This window comes from Kribbella qitaiheensis (assembly GCF_014217565.1).
Taxonomy (GTDB): domain Bacteria; phylum Actinomycetota; class Actinomycetes; order Propionibacteriales; family Kribbellaceae; genus Kribbella; species Kribbella qitaiheensis_A.
The window spans coordinates 3,839,267-3,861,250 of record NZ_CP043661.1; the positions used below are offsets into that span (position 1 = coordinate 3,839,267).

20 protein-coding genes are annotated in these 21,984 nt (G+C 68.4%); 6 read left to right on the forward strand and 14 right to left on the reverse strand.

Features of this window, described 5'->3' with window-relative positions:
* The 5 genes from F1D05_RS17945 to F1D05_RS17965 are packed head-to-tail and all read right to left on the reverse strand — an operon-like array spanning position 1 to position 8,152.
* The gene (locus tag F1D05_RS17945; protein ID WP_185448716.1) at positions 1–1,350 is read right to left on the reverse strand and encodes a lactate racemase domain-containing protein; all 1,350 of its coding nucleotides are present in this window, start codon (positions 1,348–1,350) and stop codon (positions 1–3) included.
* Positions 1,350–3,242 carry an IlvD/Edd family dehydratase gene (locus tag F1D05_RS17950; RefSeq protein ID WP_185448717.1) on the reverse strand — a complete coding sequence of 631 codons (1,893 nt, stop codon included), beginning with the start codon at positions 3,240–3,242 and terminating at the stop codon, positions 1,350–1,352. The genes F1D05_RS17945 and F1D05_RS17950 overlap by 1 nt, the downstream gene beginning before the upstream one ends.
* Positions 3,239–4,693 carry an aldehyde dehydrogenase (NADP(+)) gene (locus F1D05_RS17955; RefSeq protein ID WP_185448718.1) on the reverse strand — a complete coding sequence of 485 codons (1,455 nt, stop codon included), beginning with the start codon at positions 4,691–4,693 and terminating at the stop codon, positions 3,239–3,241. Before F1D05_RS17955 ends, F1D05_RS17950 begins: the two co-directional genes overlap by 4 nt.
* Positions 4,690–5,586, reverse strand: a complete 897-nt coding sequence (locus F1D05_RS17960) for a fumarylacetoacetate hydrolase family protein (RefSeq protein ID WP_185448719.1) — start codon at positions 5,584–5,586, stop codon at positions 4,690–4,692. The genes F1D05_RS17955 and F1D05_RS17960 overlap by 4 nt, the downstream gene beginning before the upstream one ends.
* A gap of 13 nt (positions 5,587–5,599) precedes the next feature.
* Positions 5,600–8,152: a UxaA family hydrolase gene (locus F1D05_RS17965; RefSeq protein ID WP_246486788.1), complete on the reverse strand. Its 2,553-nt coding sequence runs from the start codon at positions 8,150–8,152 to the stop codon at positions 5,600–5,602.
* A gap of 53 nt (positions 8,153–8,205) precedes the next feature.
* On the opposite strand from F1D05_RS17965, the gene F1D05_RS40400 reads away from it, so the two are divergent.
* The 4 genes from F1D05_RS40400 (at position 8,206) to F1D05_RS17980 (ending at position 10,241) form a co-directional block, all read left to right on the forward strand.
* Positions 8,206–8,349, forward strand: a complete 144-nt coding sequence (locus tag F1D05_RS40400) for a hypothetical protein (protein ID WP_246486789.1) — start codon at positions 8,206–8,208, stop codon at positions 8,347–8,349.
* 126 nt (positions 8,350–8,475) lie between these two features.
* Complete coding sequence (locus F1D05_RS17970; protein WP_185448720.1) at positions 8,476–9,156, forward strand: GntR family transcriptional regulator; 681 nt, start codon at positions 8,476–8,478, stop codon at positions 9,154–9,156.
* Between the two features lie 262 nt (positions 9,157–9,418).
* The gene (locus tag F1D05_RS17975; protein WP_185448721.1) at positions 9,419–9,775 is read left to right on the forward strand and encodes a hypothetical protein; all 357 of its coding nucleotides are present in this window, start codon (positions 9,419–9,421) and stop codon (positions 9,773–9,775) included.
* Between the two features lie 91 nt (positions 9,776–9,866).
* Positions 9,867–10,241, forward strand: a complete 375-nt coding sequence (locus tag F1D05_RS17980) for a hypothetical protein (RefSeq protein WP_185448722.1) — start codon at positions 9,867–9,869, stop codon at positions 10,239–10,241.
* Here F1D05_RS17980 and F1D05_RS17985 read toward each other — a convergent pair.
* The 9 genes from F1D05_RS17985 to F1D05_RS18025 form a co-directional block, all read right to left on the reverse strand.
* Entirely contained in the window at positions 10,238–11,929 is a 1,692-nt protein-coding gene (locus F1D05_RS17985) for a phosphodiester glycosidase family protein (protein ID WP_185448723.1), read from the reverse strand. The two genes, F1D05_RS17980 and F1D05_RS17985, sit on opposite strands and share 4 nt — an antisense overlap.
* A 65-nt stretch (positions 11,930–11,994) precedes the next feature.
* Positions 11,995–12,792: an arginase family protein gene (locus F1D05_RS17990; protein ID WP_185448724.1), complete on the reverse strand. Its 798-nt coding sequence runs from the start codon at positions 12,790–12,792 to the stop codon at positions 11,995–11,997.
* Positions 12,793–12,816: 24 nt separating this feature from the next.
* Positions 12,817–14,013, reverse strand: a complete 1,197-nt coding sequence (locus tag F1D05_RS17995; protein ID WP_185448725.1) for a Gfo/Idh/MocA family protein — start codon at positions 14,011–14,013, stop codon at positions 12,817–12,819.
* A gap of 138 nt (positions 14,014–14,151) precedes the next feature.
* Positions 14,152–14,652 (reverse strand): glycerophosphodiester phosphodiesterase, encoded by a 501-nt coding sequence (locus F1D05_RS18000; RefSeq protein ID WP_246486790.1) that lies wholly within the window; start codon positions 14,650–14,652, stop codon positions 14,152–14,154.
* The gene (locus tag F1D05_RS18005) at positions 14,649–15,665 is read right to left on the reverse strand and encodes a 2-hydroxyacid dehydrogenase (protein WP_185448726.1); all 1,017 of its coding nucleotides are present in this window, start codon (positions 15,663–15,665) and stop codon (positions 14,649–14,651) included. Before F1D05_RS18005 ends, F1D05_RS18000 begins: the two co-directional genes overlap by 4 nt.
* 29 nt (positions 15,666–15,694) lie before the next feature.
* On the reverse strand, positions 15,695–17,137 hold the full coding sequence (locus F1D05_RS18010) for an FGGY-family carbohydrate kinase (protein ID WP_185448727.1): 1,443 nt from the start codon (positions 17,135–17,137) through the stop codon (positions 15,695–15,697).
* 76 nt (positions 17,138–17,213) lie between these two features.
* Positions 17,214–18,014, reverse strand: coding sequence for a DeoR/GlpR family DNA-binding transcription regulator (locus F1D05_RS18015; RefSeq protein ID WP_185448728.1), 801 nt, complete (start codon positions 18,012–18,014; stop codon positions 17,214–17,216).
* Positions 18,011–18,628 (reverse strand): histidine phosphatase family protein, encoded by a 618-nt coding sequence (locus F1D05_RS18020; protein WP_185448729.1) that lies wholly within the window; start codon positions 18,626–18,628, stop codon positions 18,011–18,013. Before F1D05_RS18020 ends, F1D05_RS18015 begins: the two co-directional genes overlap by 4 nt.
* Positions 18,625–20,058 (reverse strand): FGGY-family carbohydrate kinase, encoded by a 1,434-nt coding sequence (locus F1D05_RS18025; protein ID WP_185448730.1) that lies wholly within the window; start codon positions 20,056–20,058, stop codon positions 18,625–18,627. The genes F1D05_RS18020 and F1D05_RS18025 overlap by 4 nt, the downstream gene beginning before the upstream one ends.
* Positions 20,059–20,649: 591 nt before the next feature.
* Between F1D05_RS18025 and F1D05_RS18030 the strand changes: the two genes are divergently transcribed.
* Together F1D05_RS18030 and F1D05_RS18035 are read left to right on the forward strand one after the other, a co-directional pair.
* Positions 20,650–21,339, forward strand: coding sequence for a phosphatase PAP2 family protein (locus tag F1D05_RS18030; RefSeq protein ID WP_185448731.1), 690 nt, complete (start codon positions 20,650–20,652; stop codon positions 21,337–21,339).
* Entirely contained in the window at positions 21,276–21,950 is a 675-nt protein-coding gene (locus F1D05_RS18035; protein ID WP_185448732.1) for a phosphatase PAP2 family protein, read from the forward strand. The genes F1D05_RS18030 and F1D05_RS18035 overlap by 64 nt, the downstream gene beginning before the upstream one ends.
* Positions 21,951–21,984: the final 34 nt, after the last annotated feature.

A 21,984-nucleotide genomic window follows, 5' to 3' on the forward strand; every position in this document is an offset into this window, starting at 1 on the left:
CTACTCCTTGCCCGAGCCGACGTCGTCGTCATCCTGCCAGCCGCCGAGCGACCCGGACGCGTCGGTCAGATCCCGTGCCGTCCCCGCGATCTCCAGGTCGAACCGCTCCGCCGCCTCGGTCAGCAACGCCGGCGTCACCATCAGCTCGTTCGGCGACAAGGTGTCCCGGATTCGGGCCAACCGCAACTCAGACCAGTCTCGTCGCCCGCTCATCGTGACAGCAGCGAGCACCGCCGCAGCGTCGTCCTCCAGCACCATCGGCAACCGGGACCGCCGCGCTCCCCCGGCGCCCGACGTCAGCGCGTTCACATAGCTCGCCCGCAGATCGATCTGCTCCAGCAGTCGAGCCGGGATCACATCCGCCAACCCGAGCCCGGAGGCGTTCCCATGCGAAGCCGCCGACAGCCGATGCACGCTGATCGCCGCGATCGACGGCGACTCGAACTCGGGGATCCCGTGCACCCAGCACCGCCCGAGCACGTTCGTATCCATCCCCGTCCCCGACTTGTCCTTGCCCATCTCGTCCACCACCAGCACGTCCAGCTCGTCGAACGGCAGCCGGCCCATCAGACTTCCAGCTCGCTGCAACAGGGCGGTCTCGGCCGCATCAGCGATGCCGTCGGCAGCCACCAACTCCACTGCGGCTGTCCGCTCCAGCATGTTCTCGACAATCGCCAGCCCGCCCAAGATCTTGCCCTGGGCAATCACCACTCGCGCCGCGGCCTCGATCGCGCCACCCAGCGAGGGAATCCCGCCCGCATGCAGTGCGGCGGCACCAGCGTGATTGCCTAGCCCGATCGCAAGGATCTTCGCGAGCCCACTCTCCACCGGCCCATGGAAATCCGTATGCGGCTTCACCCGGTTGACCAGCAGAACACCGTCCGCCTTCGCAGCCAAGGCGTCATGGTGCACCGGCGTACCATCGGGCAAGTTGCCCAGCACAACGGTTTCCATGGTCGCCTCGATCGGGCAACCCACAGACTCCGCGGTGACTCCGAGCCCGGCCAGCATCTCCCGCTGCCCGTCAGCCGTCGCACCGCCATGCGATCCCATCGCCGGTACTACGAACGGCTCCGCTCCGGCCGCCCGAAGCCAGTCGACCGCCGCCCGGACCACGACCACCAGATCGTGAATACCCCGGCTCCCGGCGGTGACGGCGATCCGCGCACCGGGTCGCACCGCCGAAGCCAACGGCGCCAGGGCCGCCTGCGCAGCGGCGTACGGGTCCTGCTCTGTCGGCACGTCTGGGAGCAGTCGCCGGATCGGCGTGACCTGCGGGATCACACCGTCCGGCCGAAGTCCGCGGATCGCCTCGAACGGCCCCCAGCCGGCGGCCGATGAGCCGGACATCAGTGACTCTGCCGGGCCACGGCCGAACCACTCCGCCCGACCAGGAAGTCCAGATCGCAGCCCAGGTTGGCCTGGGTGACATGGTCGACGTACAGTCGCGCCCAGCCGCGATCCGACGGCGCGGTCACCGGTTGCCAATCCGCCCGACGCTTGGCCAACTCCTCCTCGGACACGTCGAGATGCAACGTCCGGGCCGGCACGTCGAGCTCGATCCAGTCACCCGTCCGGACCAGCGCCAGCGGACCACCAACGGCCGCCTCTGGCGCCACATGCAGCACCACAGTCCCGTACGCCGTACCGCTCATCCTCGCGTCGGAGATCCGGACCATGTCGTCGATACCCTGCTCGGCAAGCTTGCGCGGGATCGTCATGTTGCCCACCTCGGGCATGCCCGGATAGCCCCTTGGCCCCGCGTTCTGCAGGACCAGCACGGTGTCCTCATCGACATCTAGATCCATGTCGTCGACAGCCAGGTCATACTCCTCGATGCTGCTGAATACGAGCGCCTTGCCGCGATGCTGCAACAACCTCTCGGAAGCCGCCGACTGCTTGACGACAGCACCATCGGGAGCGAGATTCCCCTTCAGTACTGCGGTTCCCGCGCCGCTACCGAGCGGGTTGCCGACGGCACGGATCACCTCGGTGTCGACCGTCCGCTCCGACTGCGCAACGTTCTCGCCGATCGAGCGACCGGTCACGGTGATCGCGTCCGCCTTCAGCAGCGGCAGGATCTCCCGCAGTACGGCGGGCAACCCACCGGCGTAGTAGAAGTCCTCCATCAGGTATCTCCCGGACGGCTGCAGGTCGACCAGCCACGGCACGCCGCGGGCCCACTCGTCCATGTCCTCCAGAGTGAGCTTCACGCCGACCCGCCCCGCGATCGCGAGCAGGTGGATGACCGCGTTGGTCGAACCACCGATCGCGGCGTTCGCGCGGACCGCGTTGGCGAACGCGTCGCGGGTGAGGATGTCGCTCGGCTTGAGGTCTTCCTCGACCATCTGCACGATTCGCTGACCGGCCTGCTGGGCGATCGCGTACCGGCGGGAGTCGACCGCGGGGATGGCCGCCGACCCGGTCAGCTGGAGGCCGAGCGCTTCGGCCATGCACGCCATCGTGGATGCCGTGCCCATCGTCATACAGTGCCCGTTGCTGCGGGACATCCCGGACTCGGCGGCGGCGTAGTCCTCCTGGGTCATCCGGCCCGCGTTGACGTCCTGGGTGAACCGCCAGACCGCAGTACCGGAGCCGATGTCGCAGCCGCGGAACTTGCCGTTCAGCATCGGTCCGCCGGTCACCACCAGCGTCGGCAGGTCCACACTCGCGGCGCCCATGATCGAGCCCGGCGTGGTCTTGTCGCAGCCGGTGAGCAGCACGGTGCCGTCGATCGGGTTGCCCCGCAGGGATTCCTCGACGTCCATGCTGAGCAGGTTGCGGAACAGCATCGCGGTCGGCCGGAGCATCGTCTCGCCCAGCGACATCACCGGGAACTCGAGCGGGAAACCGCCGGCCTGCCAGACGCCGCGCTTGACCGATTCGGCCAGCCGGCGCAGGTGCGCGTTGCAGGGTGTCAGCTCGGACCAGGTGTTGCAGATCCCGATCACCGGGCGCCCGTCGAACACCTCGTCCGAGAACCCCTGCGCCCGCATCCAGGACCGATGGATGAACCCGTTGCGGTCCTTCTCCCCGAACCAGTGATCGAAACTCCGCCGACCGGTATGTGCCGCGGACCGGTCGGCCGGGATCGCCCGGCTCGGCGGCTCGGCCGCAGGCCGCCCGGTTTTCTCCGGCGTCGGCTCGCCGGTGGAACCGGCCGGCAGACCAGTCCCGTCCTGGGTCGGCGCGCCTGTCAGGCCCGGGCTGTTCGGATCCTCGACCGGTGGTAGGTCGCTCATCGAGACACCTCTCCTGTCGTCACCGTTCCGTTCACCCGGCGGCTGATGCCGGCGGGGTTCCCATCACGCAGTACTGCGGGGAGCACCACGTCGGGAGTGTCCTGGTAGGCCACGGGGCGCTGGAAGCGGCGAGCGGCCGTCACTCCGACGCTGGTGTGGATCGAGCCGACGCTCGAGGGGAAGGGGCCGCCGTGATGCTGCGCCCACGACACGGCGACTCCGGTCGGCCAGCCGTTCCAGAGAACTCGTCCAGCCCTTGCCGTCAGCAACGGAAGCAGCTTGCCGGCCAGCTCCGCGTCCGCGGACTCTTCCGCCTGCAGCGTCGCGGTCAGGTTGCCTTCGAAGGCTTCAACGGCTGCTTGCAACTCGTCGGTCGACGAGTACTCGACCACGATCGAGACCGGGCCGAAGCACTCCTCCAAGATCTCCTCAGGCCGCGCCAGCAACTCGGTCACCGTCGTACCCAGCAAGGTCGCGCCGCCGTCGCTCAGCACGCGGATCCCGTCGATCTTGCGCAGCCGGTCGAGGCCGGACGAGAAGCCTTCCGCGATCCGGTCGTTCAGCATCGGCGCCTCGGCGACGCCCCCGGCTGCCTCGACCAGCTTGTCCTCCAGGCCGTGACCGGCCGGCAGGAAGAGCAGGCCCGGCTTGGTGCAGAACTGGCCGACGCCGAGCGTGAACGACCCGACGTACCCGGTCGCGATGTCGTTGCCGCGAGCATCGACAGCGGCCTGGGTGACGAAGACCGGGTTGAGGCTGCCGAGCTCGCCGTAGAACGGGATCGGCTCGGGCCTGGTCACCGCGATCTCGTGCAGCGCCTTCCCCGCCGGGACGGATCCGGTGAAGCCGGCGGCCGTGATCCGGGGGTCCTTCAGGGCGGTGACGCCCACGTCGTACCCCTGGATGAGCCCGAGCGTGCCGGCCGGCGCGCCCGCAACTCTGAGCGCCTCGATCATCACCTCGGCGGTCCGGACCGACAGCTCCGGGTGTCCCGGGTGCGCCTTCACGATCACCGGGCACCCCGCGGCCAATGCCGACGCGGTGTCACCTCCGCAGACGCTGAACGCGAAGGGGAAGTTGCTCGCGGCGAACACGAGCACCGGGCCGAGCGGCACGAGCAAGCGACGCAGGTCCGGCCGGGGTACCGGCTTTGCCTGCGGGTCGGCGGTGTCGATGATGACCTCGAGCAGCGAGCCCTCTTCGAGCGCGTCCGCGAACATCCGGAGCTGGCCGCTGCTGCGACCGACCTCGCCGCGCAGCCGTGGCTCGGGCAGTGCGGACTCACGCATCGCGATCGGGACCAGCTCGTCGGCCGCGGCATCCAGCGCATCGGCGACGGCACGGATCCACCCGGCCCGGACGGCCGGCTCCGATGCGGCCAGCGGGCCTGCGGCGTCCGCGGCGTCGGTCAGGGCCTGCTCGAGCTCGGCAGGGGTGGTGTCCGTGGTCATCGGGTCTCCTCCAGGGTCTCGGCTGCCAGGAAGGCGAAAGGTTCCCGGCCGACTGCCACCGTATTCGTCAACGTGCCGATCTCGCTGATCGCGATCTCCACCACGTCACCGGCCTGGAGTGCGAAGTCGAGTTCGGGAACGATCCCGGTACCGGTCGCGAGGATCACGCCGTCCGGGAACTCGTTCGGCACGAACAGGACGTCGATCAGGTCCTGGAGTTCGCGGACGAGGTTCTTGGTGGACGTCGTACCGGTGAACACCTCATCCTCGCCGCGGCGGATCACCAGGTCGATGGTCAGGTCCTTCGGGTCGGCGACCTCCCAGGCCGGCCGGATCCCGGTGGCCAGCGCGCAGCCGCCCGCGAACACCTTCGCCTGCGGGATGTAGAGCGGGTTCTCGCCCTCGATCGAGCGTGAGCTGACGTCGTTGCAGATCGTGAAGCCGACGATCTCGCCGCGGCTGTTGGCGACGATCGCGAGTTCGGGCTCCGGTACGTCGTGCCCGGAGTCGGTCCGGATCCCGATCGGGTCGCCGTCGGTGACGAGCCGCCACGCGGGCGACTTCGGGAACAGCTCCGGCCGGGGCGCGGAGTACACCCGGTCATACACGGACTGCTCGGTGCTCTCCTCCATCCGGGCGCCGCGGGAACGCTCGTACGTGACCCCCGCGCACCAGACCTCGCCGTATCCGTCGAGCGGTGGCAGCAGCCGTACGTCGGCCAGCAGGACCTCGTCGCCGAGCCGGTCCTCGCCGACGGCGGCGCGGAACTCCTCCGCCGACAGGCGCAGGAGCTCCGCCATCCCCGCGCCACCGCGTACCGGTGCGACCGTGTCACCGGTTCGGACCCCGGCCTGGGGCGGTTGGCCTGGGAGCTGGAAACGGACCAGGTGCATCAAGTTCTGCCTCTCACATTGAGGTACCGAGTAGACCGCGGGTGATCTGGAATCCAACGTTGCCTGCAGCAACTGCTTTGGGAATCTGCCGACGGCTTGCCACTGCGGCAATCACGTCCAGCCCGGCTCGGGCTTGCTCATCGGCGTCACCGATGGCCACAGCATCCAGGTCTTCCCCGTACTTCGCGACCGTCGGCGGATCGCTGCTGAATTCGACGACCGGGACGAACCGCTGGGCCGACAAGGTGCCGCCGGCAACGTGCGCGAGAATCTGCTGTACTCCGCCCGCGCCGAATCCGGTAGCCGTCTCCATCCAGTCGGTACCCGGCATCCGCATCACGTGCCATCCCGGCGCGGCGAACCGCTGCCCGTGCGCGACCGTCGGCTCCACCGCGGCGGGAGAGCCGAAGGCGGCGTACCGGAAGCTCTCGTCGGCGACCAGGGCGCCTCGCGAGGAGAGTACGACCGAGCCGCCCGAGCCGACGATCTCGCGGCCGATCAGGGCCATTGCCTTGGCCGTCTCCGGGGTGAGTGCGCCGCGGGCTTCGAGCGCGACGGTGAGGTCGCCGACTGTTCCTTCCACATCCTCAGGTGCGGGGAGGTCGAAGCTGCCGAACCAGTCCTTCACCCTGGTCGCGACCGCGTCGAGTCCGCCGTCGGCCTGAATACTCGCCCAGCCGAACCGGGACGGGTCCGCGCCGGCTTCGACCAGCCGGCAGCGGAAGTAGTCGTTGTGGGTCTTCTCGCAACCGTGTTCGAGCAGGAGCGCCATCCGGATGTTCGGGTGCAGGAGGTAGCCGAGCATCGTCCGCGCGAACGTCTCCTCGGACGCACCGCCGCTCGATCCGCACCCCTCGGTGTGCGGCAGCGCGACCAGCCGGGTGACGGAATCTCCGGCCCACCGTTCTGTTTCCGCTGTTTCCGCAAGCCTCAGTGCGATCTGCCCGGAGCACAAGCTGGTCGGCAGGATCAGCCCGACCTGTTCCGGCAGACGTTTTCCGTTTTTTCCGTCGCCCTTCAGCAGGGCAGCGCGGGTAGCAGGCCTGTCCAGCGTGGTGGCGACTGGCAGCGGCGTACCGGCCAGTGGGGCATCGCGGTCTTCGGCGGGGAGGTCGGCCAGGTTGCGCGAAGTACGGCCGTCGGTGGTGATCGAGATGCCTTCGCGCGGACCGCTCTGCCGCCAGTTGCGCCAGATCGAGACCTGGCTGTGGCCGGCGCGCTCCCCCGCACTCGGCTCGCCCGACGCCACCCGGACGGTGAGATCGAACGTCTCGCCGGTCAGGTCGTCCATCGGCGTACCGGTCAGATAGCGCCCGGCGTCCACGTCCATCTCGGCGTGCAGCAACTCGTACCGGGTCGAGGTGGTGACGAACTTGATCGTCGGAACGAACGGGAAATTGGTGATCGAGCCGTTCCCGGTGGTGAAGAAGATGAGGTTGCAGCCGCTCGCGACCTGACCGGCGACCGACTCCAGGTCGTTGCCAGGGCTGTCCATGAAGACGAAGCCGTTGCCGGGCATCCGTTCGGCGTAGTCGATGACGTGGTCGAGGCGGACGTCGCGATCGAGTTTGCGGGCGGCGCCGACGGACTTGAGCACGATGTTGTAGAGGCCACGGTAGACGTTGCCGCCGGACGGATTGCCTTCCGCCGTGTGGCCGTGCCAGCCGACACGTTCCTTGAACGACTGCACTGTTCGGAGGAACCTGCGCGCGGTCGGGAGATCGCGGACGTTCTTCAGTACGTAGCCTTCCGCGCCGATCAACTCGTCGGTTTCGGCCAGTACCGCGATGCCGCCGTGCCGGATCACCTCACGGGCGACGGCTCCGGAAAGCGGGTTCGCGCTGACGCCGGAGAACGCATCCGATCCTCCGCATTGCAGGCCGATCCACAGGTCCGCGAGGGGGACCTCCTCGCGGCGTTGCGCCGCCACGATCGGCAGCCAGGGCTCGACAAGCTCAGCCGCTTGGGCGAGATCTTTGCCGAATCCACCGTGCCGGGTGAAGTACGCGTGCGGCACCCGGATCGGCGGATACCCCTGCTCGGCCATGAAGTCCTGGATCGCCTGCCCGGAGACGAGATCCTCTTCGCTGTCGACGATCAACACGGCGCCGACGTTCGGGTTCAACGCGAACCCGGCAAGCGTCGCCAGCAAGATGTGCAGGTTGTTCGGCGTCCCCTGCTCACCACCCTCGGTGTGCGCAACCGGAACCACCCCGTCAAAACCCTCGGCTCCTGCGAACTTCTTGGCGAGTTCGGTGACGAAGCCGCTGCTGCGGGAGCTGGTGGCCAGCAGTACTACGTGGTTGCGGGTGCCGGCCGGGCCTTGTTCGCGGGGGTAGCCGAGGAACGTGCCGGGCTGCTCGACCGAGGTGACCTGCTGGCCCAGGACGAGGGCGTTCTCGTCCAGCTTGTACGGATCGAGGGGTTCGTTCTCGGCCGACGGTTCGCTCGGCAGGCCCTCGACGCCTCTGGCCGACACAGCGGCCAGGCTGGTCGGAGTACAGACGTAGTCGCCGATCTGCAGATCCCGACGGGCCCGGGCGAACGGGGTGTGCCAGGACAGCAACGCCTCGCCGGCCCGCGATCGGGTGGGCGACGATCCGGTGCCCTTCGAGCACCGTGTGCGGCAGCGTCACCGCAGTACCGGCGAAGTCGACCACCGCGCCCTGTTCCAGCCGGCGCGAACAGATCGCGACGTTGTCGCCGGGCTCGGGCAGTACGCCGATCTCGTCGAAACTGACCATCGAGGGCGCCTCCCAGTAGCTGTGCGGTGCCAAATCGTGCATGATGCATGATTACAGTGCCACCCTGCCGAACGGAACGGGCCGGGTCAAGGGCGCGACCAGTCCCTGGAGAACGCGATCCTGGAGATCTGATGACGGAGATGCGATGACGGAGACCGTGGAGCCGCGGGATCGCCGGCTGCTCCGGCGCCAGATGCTCGCCGACGACGTGTACGAGGCGATCAAGACGATGCTGATGGATCACGGCATCCGGCCCGGCGCGCGAATCTCCATCGACGGACTCGCGCGCGACTTCCAGGTCTCGTCGACGCCGGTGCGCGAGGCGCTGGCCCGGCTGGAGTCCGAGGGGCTCGCGGACAAGGAACCGCTGAAGGGGTACCGCGCGACGCCGCTGCTCTCACTGGCGGAGTTCGATGACCTGTACCGGTTCCGGCAGTTGCTGGAGCCCTGGGCTGCGCGACGTGCCGCGGAACGGATCGATGACGCGGGCCGAGCTCGCCTACGCGCCGAACTCGCGACCGCGGTGGAGCCGACCGCGGTGGACTACGCGGGCTACAAGTCCCTCACCGCGCACGACAACCGCTTCCACACGCTGATCACGAGTTTGTCCGGCAGCGAACAGGTCCGCCTGGCCTTCGAGCGGACTCACTGCCACCTGCACATCTTCCGCCTCCATTACGACCGCGACACCGGCCCAGAGGTCCTGGTCGAACACCGCCAGATCGTCGAAGCGATCACCACCGGCACCCCCGCCGCCGCCGAAGCCGCCATGAACCAGCACCTGGAAAACTCCATGACCCACCGCCTCCGGAAGATCTACGAGTAGCGGGCGACGTACTCGTGGACCATCGCGAGGGTTCTCCTCCACCGGGTGAACGGCGTCGAGAGTCAGATGCGGGAAGACCAGCGGCGGGTACTCCGCTCCAACCCGGTCGGCACGCCGAGCGGCTTGAGCGCGCCCGACGAACCTAGCCGGGCAGAACAACAACCTGGTCGGATTTGGTCGGGAACCGGGTCAGTGGCAGGTCCGGCGGCCAAGCTGACCGGACGGACGGCGTGAGGTCGTCCCGAGGCAATCGGAGGATGACATGGTCGCCAAACGTATTCTCAGCACGCTGGGCGCAGTGCTGGCCGTGGGTGGCGGTTCCCTGCTGACCGCCAGCCAGGCCCAGGCAGTTCCCGTCTACGACTGCTACTGGAAGACCAACACCGGGATCACGCTGTTCCGGTCGGCAACCTCGACCACGGGCGACTACTTCGTCGGCGCGAACGTCAAGATGATCGACTTCGGCTGCAACGGGCAGACGACCGGCCGGTCGTACAGCGACTGTGGCGGCGACAACCGGTGGGTCGACATCGACAGCGTCGCCAACGCGCCGGCCAAGCACGGGTTCGCCGCCTACGGCTGCATCACCTACACCGGCCGGGTGCTGCACACCACCTGACGCACCGTCGTCGCCGGCCCGGGAGCACCGGGCCCGGCGACGGCCGATCTCGGCGGAGCGGCAAGGCGGGGCGAAGCGGCCGCCGCGGTGGATGCGGGTTGTCGCGGCGGTGGTGACGGTCGTGTACTGCGTGCTGTTGATTCCGGACCACGAGCTTCGAGATGTGGTGAAGACTGTCGGTCTTGCGCCGCTCTATCTCGTGTTCGCGATCGAGCCTCGTGGGTTGTTCGACGGGCGTTCAGAGGCGTGGACGCGACGGCATCCGATAGCTACCGGCGTTGTCCTGTTCGTGTTTCTGAGTGCGCTGTGTTCGTCGGGGCTGTCGGAAGTTCTCGACTGGGGACCTGCCTTGGCGATCACGCTGCCGGCGATGGCCGTCATCGTTGCGGTAGGCACCTACTTCTTTCATCGTCGCCAGGGCGCGGTGTCGAGACCTGGCGACGACGAGGGACAGATCGCGGGCTAGCGTGTTGGGGTGACCACCAGGGCGTCTCCTACCGGGCGTTCGCCGGTGGCGTCCGAGGGGCTGTTCACGACCTTGCCGTTGGCAACCATTGTGGTGGAGCCGCCACCGTCGAGGTTGATGGCGTTTTGAAGGCCGAAGGACTTGGCGACCGCGGCGGTTTCGCCGATGCCGAGACCGAGACTTGCTTCTGAACGACCGTCGGCGGTGATGATGACCGTCCGGCCGAGAGCGTCTACGCCGGCGAGCGTACGGGGGTTCCGCTTGTGGACCCAGCCGTAGTAGAAGCTCGGGTTGCCGACCGGTGCCATGCCGTCAGCCGCAGGAGTGGCATTCAGGCGACCGTCGCGAATCAACTCGGGCCCACCGTTGACGACGGTCGTGTGGGACGAGAGCCGTACGTCGTGGCCGCGGGTGTCGGTCAGCGAGGCGCGGATCTCGAGTCGCTTGCCGAACTTCGCTGCGGCCAGGAGGAGCGGCACCTGGTTGCCGATGGCTTGGACCGTGCGGCCGCCCTCGGGAATCGCGCCGCCGCGCGCCGTAGTACGGATTGCTGTGACTACGCCGTGGCGGTCGACGATGACTTCAGCGCCAGGGCCGCTCGGGGTCGAGGCCGCGTACGCCGAGTCGAAGGCGATCAGCTCGTCGGCGTCCGTGCAGGTCACGTCGTGCAGAGGCTTCGAGGTCGGCAGGTCATCGGCCGTACCGCCGCAGTTGCGGATCAGTCCGGGCACCCGGTCGAGACCGTCGAGCGGCAGCGAACGACCGATTCCGCGGATCTCGCCGTGCCAGCGGAAGCGCTCGACCGCGGTACCGCGGGCGTTGTCGCTGATCACCAGCGCGGGACGACCGGCGATCGGCTCGCTGACCAGGCGTCCGTCGTACACGGCGACGCCGGCGGGGTCACCGGGAGCGCCCGCCTTCGGGTCGAGGACGAAGAAGCCCGCATTGGTCGCCGCCGTCGCGCCGGTGAGTGCGGTCAGGGTGCTGGTCGTCTCGCGCGCCTCGATGTCGAGCCCGTACGACGCGTCGAGGCCGCCGCGGAACTTCTTCGGATCGATCGTCAGCACCTGGACGTGCCAGGGGCCGGTGGATCCGCTGACATCATCCGGCTCGCCGTCCCAGCCGGTGAAGATGCTGGAACCGCCGAGCCCGGTGGCGACAACCTTCGTGCGCAGCGCCTCGGCCTCGGCCTTCGTGGCGAACGAGCCGAGCCGGACCCGGTAGCCGAGGCTGTTACCACCCGCGTCGGCAAGCTTGGGCGTGGGCACGTCCTCCACCCGCGGCTCCAGACCGGCGGCTCGCAGTCGCACGGCAGCCGCATCAGCAGTCGCCCGGTCGGAGATCGCGGTGGCGGGCGCGTCCGGGTCGGGCGAGCTTGACGGGATCGCCACCTCGACCGTCCAGACAGACTTCGGATCCGCCTGCCCACGCACGATCTTCGTCAGTGTGACGCCCGGCTGCAGGACTCGGACATCCCGCGTTTCGGGCAGATCAGCAGGACCGAGTGGCAGCTTTGCCTGACCCACGGCAGCGGCCGGCAAAGGCGGGCGCGCGGGCTGAGCGGACGCAGTACTGGCCAGGGCTGATCCCGCGACGAGCGTTGCGCTCAACGCGAGGCCGGCGACGGCTTGGCGGGAGCGCCATCGAGGGATCTGCACTGGACGGGAGGCAGGACGGCGGGAAGTCATAGTTCATTCCTATGCCAGCGGCCAACCACCCGCAAGGCCCCCGCAGTGAACTACCAACGACCTGATCAGGAACTGAACATCGGCGCCAACGCGTCGATCAGCTCGTCGGCCGTCGCCTGACCTTCACCTTCGAACTCGGCCACTTCGACCCCGACGATCTCGCTCCGCGCCACTGCTTCCGCACATTCGCGGAGACCATCGAGGGAAAGGCCGGCAGGCACCTGGTAGTCGGTCTGGACCACTCCCGGCTCCAGCACGTCGCAGTCGAGATGGAAGGAGACCGGTCGACCCGCGATCACCTCCGCGAGGCGGTCACCCAGACCTGGCCCCAACTCGACCAGCTCGATACGACCCGCTCGTACGTGCTCGGCCTCGTTCGGGTCGAGATCCCGGGAGCCGACGAGGACGGCCTGCCCCTGGGCGAAGCCGGCACCGAGGCCGGAATCCCACCAGCCCAGCGGTCCCGACAGTGCCAGCCCACCGAGGAAGCCTGTCTCGGTGTCGTCGGGCACGTTGATGTCCGCATGAGCGTCGAGCCAGACGACGACCGCGTCGGGCCGATGGCGCGCGATCACCGGTTGGGTGGCGAGCGCCACCGCACACCGGGTGATCGCGGACACCGGCAACTGGCCGGCGGACATGACCGCCTCGATCCTGGCGGCCAGGTCCTCCAGTGGGCCACGGGCCCGCTCGAGCTCGATCTCCCAGGACTGCGGATCACTCGGTACCGGCCGGCCGATCACTGTCGGCTCGACGTTCGACCGTCGCGCGACCGCCTCGCCGACGAGCCGGACCGCCTGCATGGCCCGGTCGTTGTGGTCACCCGCCGGCCCGACGTACGTCGTCAACCCAATCGAAGTCATGCCCCGATCGTAAGAAGGAAGAGGTCAGGCGGGGGCGTCGCCGTGGTCCGGGATCTCCAGTTGTACGCCGCCTTGGAGGGCGGACTGGTGGGCGTAGATGCCGGGGAGGGTGAAGCGGGCGGCGACCCAGGCGTTGACCGGCGGGACGGTCTTGTCGGCGACCGCGCGGACGAAGTCGTCGGCGAGGAAGTGGTGCGAACCCTCGTGACCGTTGTGCAGGCCGTCGAACTCGGCCGGCAGCCGGCTGCGATCGTGCACCGGCGACAGCCCGGAGCGGAACGCGTCCCGGAGCGCCGGATCCACGTTCGCGAGGTCGGAGTCGTCCAGTGAGCTGCTGGGCTTGGTCTCCATCAGCCGGCTGACGTCCTCGACGCCTTCCTTGGTCTGCCACAGGCTGGTGGTGGCGAGCTGCTCGAAGCTGCCCTCGGTGCCGAAGACACGGAGCCGGGACTCGCGGATGTGCGACGGGTAGCCGACGCGGCGCATCTCGTTCGTCCGCATCACGCCACCGTCGGCCAGCTTGAACAGCGCGGTCGCGTTGCTGAAGTCGTTGTCGAACTCGCTGACCTCTTTGTCGAACACGCCGTCGCCGCGGTCGTCCTGCACGCCGATGCAGGACACGTGTGTGGCGTGCTGCCCGGTGACCGAGAGGACATTTCCGACCGCGTGGGTCGGGTACAGCATGGGCGGGAACGAGGCGGTCTTCTTCCAGTCCTCGCCACCGGAGTACTGGTAGGCGGAGTAGAAGCCGAGATCCATGTCATGGACGTAGTCGCCCTCGGAGTAGAAGACCCGGCCGAACTCACCCTTGGCGAGCTTCTCGCGGCAGTAGACCGACGACGGGTAGTAGAAGCTGGTCTCGCCCATCATGTAGGTCAGGCCGGTCTCTTTGACCAGCTCGATGATGCGGGCGATCTGGTCGGCCTCGATCGCCATCGGCACGGTCGAGTACACGTGCTTGCCGGCTTCGAGCGCGCGGATCGCCATCTCGCCGTGCAGCCAGCGCTGGGTGAAGATCGCGACCGCGTCGACGTCGGAGTCGAGCATCTCCTCGAACGACTGGTACGTGACGGGGATGCCTTGCTGGGCGGCCATCTCGGCCAGCCGATCCGGGAGTACGTCGGTCAGGCTGACCGAGGAGACGTCCGGGTGCGCGGTCCACAACCGCAGGAACGAAGGGGCGAACTGGCCGGCGCCGACCACACCGATGCTGATGCTCATGAACCAAGGCAATCACACATTTCCTGTTCATGTAAGAACAATTCCGCACACCAAGACAGTTGGGGTGCGGCACTCGACGCCGGGCGTCGGCGAGGAGACGGTCGGGGTGGTCGGTGGTTGTGCCGTCTACGGCTGGGGCTATTGCTTTGGTGAGGGTTTCTGGGTCAGGGCGGGCCAAGCGGTGACGGTCAGGCCGTGGGCGTGCAGGTCGGCTACGCCTTCGGGGGTCAGGCCGTTGATGCCGCAGAGGGCCCAGTTGGCCTGAGCGCCTTCGCAGAGGGTGATGACGTCCTCGATCGGCGGGGTGCGGCCGAGGATCAGGCCGGTGTCGGCGGTGGGCATCAGGCGACGTACGGACAGGAGGATTTCTGATTGGGAGGAGGTGATCAGGGTGCGGGCGGCGAAGGTGAGGTCCGCGACGGCGCCTGAGCCATTGGTGGTTCGGTCGACCGTGGCGTCGTGGAGGACGACCAGTTCGCCGTCTGCCGTGACCCGGAGGTCGAGTTCGATCTCGTCGCAGCCGTCGTCGACCGCGCGGCGGAAGGATCGCAGCGTGTTCTCCGGTTCGGATCCGAGCGCGCCGCGATGGCCGGTGATGAGTAGCAACTGGACCCAGGTGTCGGAGGGTGGCAACCTCACGAGACGAGACCGACCGGATCCCGGCCGGTCAGGTAGGCAGATACTGCCTCGGCGGCGATGGATGCTGCTCGATGTGCGGTCTGCCGGGTAGCTCCGGCCAGGTGCGGCGTCATCACGACATTGGGGGCCGTCAGCAACCGCGACCCGGCGGGCAGCGGCTCGGAGGGGAACACGTCGAAAGCGGCCGCGGCCAGCTGGCCCGATTCCAGGGCATCCACGGCCGCGTCGTAGTCGAGCAGACCACCACGAGCAGTGTTCACCAGTACGCCGCCTCTCGGCATCCTCGCGAGTTGCTCCGCACCGATCAAGCCACAGGTCTCGTCGGTCAGCCTCGCATGCAAGCTCACCACATCCGACTGCCGAAGCAACTCGTCGAGCCCGGTCACCTCGATCCCGTCCGGCGCGGTGGCGATGAACGGGTCGTTCACCAGCACCCGTGCACCGCACGCGAGCATCACCCGCGCGACCCGGCGCCCGATCGCGCCGAAGCCGATCAGCCCGACGGTCGCACCGTCCAGCTCACCACCGCACTCCTCGTACGCATACAGATCGCTGCGCCACTCCCCGTCCTCCAGCGTGCGTTGCAGCCGAGGAAGGTTGCGCAGGGCACCCAACATCAAGGTCACCGCATGCTCGGCCGCCGCGCCAGCATTTCGTCCGGGCGTGGACGACACGATGATCCCCCGCTTGGTTGCCGCAGGCACGTTCACGTTCACCGGCCCGCCGCGACAGCAGACCAGGAACCGCAGCTCCGGCGCGGACTGCAGGACCCGCTCGGTGAACGGCCCCATCTGCGTGACGGCCACCTCGACCCCCGGCAGCGCTTCGATCAACTGATCCTCGGCGTCACTGGCCTCGTCCACCTCGGCCACCCGCCCGTACGGCGTCTGCGGCCAGGGCAAGGTGACCTCGCGAAAATCGAACGCGACGTCCGGAAGCTTGCCGAGCTCAGCCGCCAGCAGGTCGTTGCGGACGAAGTGGTCACCGGCGAGCAGCGTGGGGACGGTTCTCATCAGGCTCCTGGTTCTCAGCTTGTTCTCTGTCAGCGGGGCGCCGGGTCGGCCCAGCGCGGCCGGGCGAACTCGATCCGGCGCAGGTAGTGGGCGTATCCCTCGTCGTAGAAGGCGGCCCGCCCGGGATCGGGATCGAGCTGCCGCGTCTCCGCGATCCACTCGGATCCGGTGCCGTCCGGCGAAGCAGCGCGGCGCGCACTGATGACGGCACCTCGCGCTGCGACCTGGGATGCGTCGGTCGTGTGTAGCGGACTGTTGAGTACATCGGCGAGGATCTGGGTCCATTCGGTACTCCGTGCGCCGCCGCCGCAGACCGTCACGCGCCCCGTCCACCCGGCCGCTTCCAGGCAATGCCGAGCCGCATAGGCGATCCCTTCGCAGGTCGCGCGCACGAGATCCGCCTGCGTGGTGGACAGGTCGATCCCGTCGAAGGTCCCCCGCGCTCCGGTATCCACGAAGGGCGCACGCTCGCCCGCCTCCGACAAGTACGGCAGGACGGTCACGCCACGAGCCCCGGCCGGGCTTTCGGCCAGCAGACCGGCCAACTCGGTGGTCCCAAGGCCCACGAGTGCGAGCACCCGATCGAGCGCCGCCGTACCGACCATCGCCGGCATCGCCCGCAACCACGTCCCCGGCGTCCAGGTCCCCAGGAACAACCCAGCAGGCTCCCCGTCCATCGGCAACTCCTGCGTCACCACCTGACACGCAAGCGTCGTACCGACTGTCAGCAGAGCGTCGCCGGCCTCAATCACTCCGGCCCCGGTCGCGGCCGCAGGCAGATCATAGGGACCGGAGGAAACCCTTACTCCTAAGGCCAAACCAGCACTCGGGTCCGTGAGCTCACCAACCGGACCGGGTTCGACCGGAGCAAGCAGATGCCCCCACTCCTCCAGACCGCAAGCAGCCAAGGCGTCAGCGTCGTACTGGCCGGTCCGCGGATCCAGAAATGGCGCAGACGCATCAGAGACATCGGTCGCACGAACCCCAGTGAGCCGCTGCATCACCACGTCCTTGCAGTACGCCGCTGTGTGGGCGCGGGCAAGAACGTCAGGCTCCTCTGCCAGTACTGCGGCCAGCAGCGGGCCGGAAGCGCCCGGGAACATCCGGTTCCCAGATCTCCGGAACACCCGATCCGCAACACCTTCACCGGTCCAGCGCGTCAGGATCGGACTACTGCGCGCATCCAGCCAAGAGATCGCGGGCCGGACCGGACGGCCATCGGAATCCACCAGCCAAAGGCCGTCGCCCTGCGCGGTGAGCGCCAGCACGCCGGGCCGATCGCCGACCGTCGCCGCCAGCTCCCCGACGACTTCATTGACCGAGGCAACGATCTCGTCGGTGTCGTGCTCGAACCGGCCGCCACCCGGCCGGACCAGCCGGGTCGGCCGGGACGCCTCGGCGAACTGCCGTCCCTCGTCGTCGAAGGCGACGGCCTTGGTGACCGTCGTCCCGACATCGACACCGATGTCCATGCTGCCTCCCTGGTGCAACGGAACCTTCGTACGAGAGCGGGCTGCCGACCGAGTACGGCGTACGGGGCCACGGCGCCTAGAGCGGTGCGACCTCGACCGTGGCGCCATGGTCGCGGAGGGCCTCCACCAGGTCGGCAGGGGTCTTCTCGTCGACCACCACGAGATCGAAATCGGTCAACGGGGCAAGTCGGTGCAGGGCGGTGCGCTGCAGCTTGCCATGATCGACGAGCAGCACCTTGGTCCGCGCGGACCGCAGCATCGCCTGCTTGACCAGGACGATCTCCTGCTCCTGATGGAACGCGTGCGTCGCCGACACCGCCGAAACGCTGCAGAACAAGAGGTCCGAGTGCAGCGCCTCGACCGCCTGCGCACACGGCAGTCCGCCGAACGAGTCGTGCGACGGCGAGTAGATCCCCCCGAGCGCGAGCAGCGTGACATCGCGAAGCTGGCTCAGCTTGCCGATCGCGGGCAGGAAGTTCGTCGCGACCGTCAGCGGTGTGATGTCCTCGAACAGGTCGATCAGCGCCAGCGCACTGGTCGAGTCGTCCAGCATCACCGACATGCCGGGCTCGATCATGGCGCGGGCATGCCGGGCGAGCGCGGACTTCTCCGCCTGCGCGGTGTTCAGCCGGTACGCGACGTTGCTCTCGAACACGCTGGTCGGCTGAGCCGTCACGCCGCCGCGATACTTCCGGACGATGCCTTGCCGTTCCAGTTCGTCCAGGTCGCGATGCACGGTCATCACGCTGACGCCGAACGCCTCGACCAGATCGTTCGCCGAGACGGAGCCATGCTTCACGACGTACGCCGCGATCTCGGCCTGACGCCGGGCCGGCCGGCTCAGCTCCGGGGAGTCACCATCGAGCTCGGAAGTCATGCCAGCTTCTCCATTCGCACTGCCGGGACGTTGTACGCCTCGAGGCCAACTGTGTCGGGTTGCCAGCGGAAGCGCACCAACGCAGCCGGCCCGAGCGCTGGCAGCAGTCTGCGGTAGTCCCGCAACTCCAGCCCAAGCACCCTGCAGGTGAGCAGCCGGATCAACGTGTTGTGGGCGACCACGAGCACCTTCTGACCGGCATGCTCCTTCCCGATCTGCTGGAAGGCGTCGTACACCCGGTCTGCCGCCGCGGCCGGATCCTCGCCACCCGGGAAGTGCCAGCCGACCGGGTCGAGCTCGAACGCCTTCGCCACGGCATCGGGGAGCTCGCTGAGCATCCGCCCCTCCGCAGTACCGAAGTCCACTTCGCGGAGGCGCGCGTCCACGACGGGCTGGAGCCAAAGGGCCTCGGCGGTCGGGGCAGCGGTCTGCCGGGCGCGCAACATCGGCGAGGACCAGAGGGCATCGGGGGCGAAGTCCTGCGCCCAGTCCCGGAGCTGGTCTGCCTGTAGCAGGCCGACCTCGTCGATCGGCAGGTCCGTGGAACCCGTGTACCGGTTGCCGTGATGCCACTCGGTCCGGCCGTGTCGAGCCAGTACGACGATGGTCTTCATCCCAGATACCCCCGGCGGTCCAGCTCGGCGACGAACTCGCCGCACAGGTGCTCGAGTCGCCCCTGCGGGTGTGGCTCCAGCACGTTCGCGACCTTCACCATCCGGGCAGCGGTCTCCGTCACCGATCCACCCTCCGACGCCGCGAGGATCGCCATCCCGTACGCCGGGTCGGGCGTGGCCGGGAGCTCCACCGGTACGCCGAGGACGTCGGCGCGGAGCTGGTTCCAGTAGCCACTCCGTACTGCGCCGCCCGTGAGCGAGACGGATCCGACTGGCTCGGCGCCGAGCGTCACCAGGTGCTCGAAGGCAAGTCGCTCGATGAAGGCGACACCCTGCAGCACCCCGGCGTACCGATGCAGGTCGTCGGGGAGGTCGCCGAGCTCGAAGCTGGTGGCGTCCGGTGCGACGAACGGGAACCGCTCGCCGCGCTTGGTGATCGGGTAGATCGCGGCATCGATCGGGCCGAGTTCGCGCGCCTGCCGGTCGAAGGCGTCGAGGTCGGCGCCGGGAAGCATCGCGGTGAGCGCGCCGGCGCCGGTGTTCGAGGCGCCGCCGGGGAGCCAGCCGCCGTCCGGGTGGCGGTGCGAATAGACCGCGCCGGTCGGATCGTCGAGCAGGTCCCGGCTGACGCCCTTGAGGACGAGCGTGGTGCCGAGAACGGAGTTCCAGGAACCTGGGGCGAGTGCGCCCGCGGCGATCTGGGCGGCACAGCCGTCGGTCATCCCGGCGTACACCGGAGTTCCTTCGGGAACCCCGGTGAGCTGGGCTTTTGCCGCCGAGACCAGGCCGAGCCGGGCGCCGGGCAGGACTACGTCGGGGAAGGATTCGCGGGCCAGGCCGAGGCGGTCGAAGGCGTCGTACGGCCAAGTGCCGGCGACCAGGTCGTAGCCGGTCTTGAGCGCGTGGCTGGTGTCGGTCGCGACGGGGTGGCCGGTGAGCTGGGCGGCGACAGCGTCGGCGCTGTGGGCGATCCGCCAACCGGCACGCTGATTGCCGTTGTGAGCGAGCTGCGAACCGGCAGCCTGATGGGCGGCGAGCCAGAGGATTTTGGGGAGCGCCCAGGTGGGCTGCATCGCCGTCGACCAGCGAGCTGGATCGGCGGCGACGATGCGTGGGAGCTCCGCGGCGGCCCGGGCATCGTCGTACATGAGGGCCGGGGTGAGCGGGTGGCCAGTGCCGTCGGTGAGCAGAACGGTGCCGGAGGTCGAGCAGATCGCGATGCCATCGACGGACGGATCCGCGACCTCGCTCAGGGTGGCGTCGACGGCTGCGAACCAGTCGAGCGGGTCCTGCTCATGCCGCTCGGCATCGGGGTGGGAGCTGGTCAGCGGGCGGGCGGCTCGGCCGAGCACGGCCCCGGACGCGGCGACTCGGACCGCTCGCACGCTCTGGGTGCCGAGGTCGACGCCGATCCAGGACGCTTCCCCCACGCTTCCGCCTCCTGTTGTCCCACCCGAAATGTTATGTCGATTGGTAACATAACATCAGAGCGCGATAACAAGACCTCTGGGCGGCGGAAACCACCTAAGACTTCCGCCGGTCCGGGGTGGATCAGGAGTGCATCAGCAACAGCGAGCGGTCGGCGGTGGCGAGCTGGAGGCGGCCGGCGTCGACCGCGCCGTACGCACCGATCGGGCCGCTGGCGCGACGGGCCGTGCCGGTTGAGCCAGAAGCCCCAGCCGGCCGGCGCGTCCGGCCACTCGGGATTCGGCTCCCAGCCGTGCGGCGGACGCCAGCTGTCACTCGGAGGCTCAGGCCAGCTGGGTGGTGGATTGAATCGATGCACGGGCGGCCCTTCCGGATCCCCCAGAGGACCCGATGATCGGAAGTGTCTGACAGATCAACGATCACTGCGACCGAACGTCACGGCTAAATCTCGGTAAAGAATATTGCCCGATACCCCTGTCTGACCAGATCAGCAGGTAGTGACGATTCGCGACTCTCCGCAACCATCGCCACTGGCATCGAGCTCGCCACGCCCTCGATTGAGCCACGTCGGCGGCCGACGTAATCTCGGACGCATGGTGGTCCACGTCGTTCAGACGCGAAGCTGGCGTCTCGTTCGCGCCGCCGGGGCCATGACGGCGTTCGCGCTCCCCGTCGTACTGCTCGGGTTCGCGGTGCGGCAACGGTTCGATCCCTTGATCAATGCCGACGAGGCAGCGATCAGGTCGGCCACCCGCTTCAGCATCAGCCATGGCCTGGTGCCGACGCTGACCGTGATCCAGGTCGTCAGTCAGCCTGTCTTCGTCTACCTGGTGGCCACCGTCGTCGTGGTCTGGGTCTGGAAGGCGAAGAAGCTCAAGGGACGGGCACTGTGGGCCTTCGTCACGATGGTGCTCGGCTGGGGGATCGGGAGCGCCTCGAAGCTCGTCGCCCAGCGCGCCCGGCCGGTCGTCGACCAGGCGGTGCCGCACGCCCAGGGCTATTCGTTTCCCTCCGGCCATGCCCTGAACATCACCCTGGCGGCCGGCGTGATGATCTTCCTGCTGTGGCCGCTGCTCTCACCCACCCGCCGTCGGATCGCTGTCACGCTCGCCGTTGTCGTGGTTGTCGTCGTCGGCCTGGACCGGATTTTCATCGGAGCACATTTCCCGTCCGACGTCGTCGGCGGGCACGTACTCGGTCTAGGCATTATGTTCGCTTCATGGATCGGATTCATCGGCAAGACGGCAGCGACCTCCTCACCCGGGCCGTCGCACCCTGCATAGCCCTCGGCGGCCTCATCACCGGCATCGGTCTCATCCTGCGTGGACCGCTCGACGGGTTCTCCCGCTCCGAGCAGACGGTCAACAGGGACCTGGTCGGCGACCGGACCGCCACCTGGAACTCCATCACGTACGCGTGGTCGGAGCTCGGCAACACGGTGGCCGTCATCGGCATCTGCGTGATCGTCGCGGCAGTGCTGCTGTGGCGAACCCGCGACTGGCGCCTGGCCGCCGTCCCGCCGCTGGCGATCGCCATGCAGGGTCTCATCTTCCTGATCGCAGCCAAGGTGGTGGACCGTGACCGGCCGGCCGTCCCCAGACTCGACAAGTCGCCGCCGACCGCGAGCTTTCCCAGTGGGCACGTCGGCGCCTCGACGGGCCTGTACCTCGCCTTTGTGCTGATAGCGCTCGGCATCACCCGTGCGTGGCTGCGATGGACGACGATCGTCATCTGCCTGGCCATGCCGTTACTGGTGGCGTTCTCACGCCTGTACCGCGGGATGCACAGCGTCACGGACGTCAGCGCGGGAATGCTCAACGGCGCCGTCTGCGCCCTGATCGCCTACGGCTGGTATCGCCACCGCCAACGAGATCGCAGCCCGGCAAGGCGCTGACCGTCTGGGCCTCTTGACATCGGTCTGCGGCGGG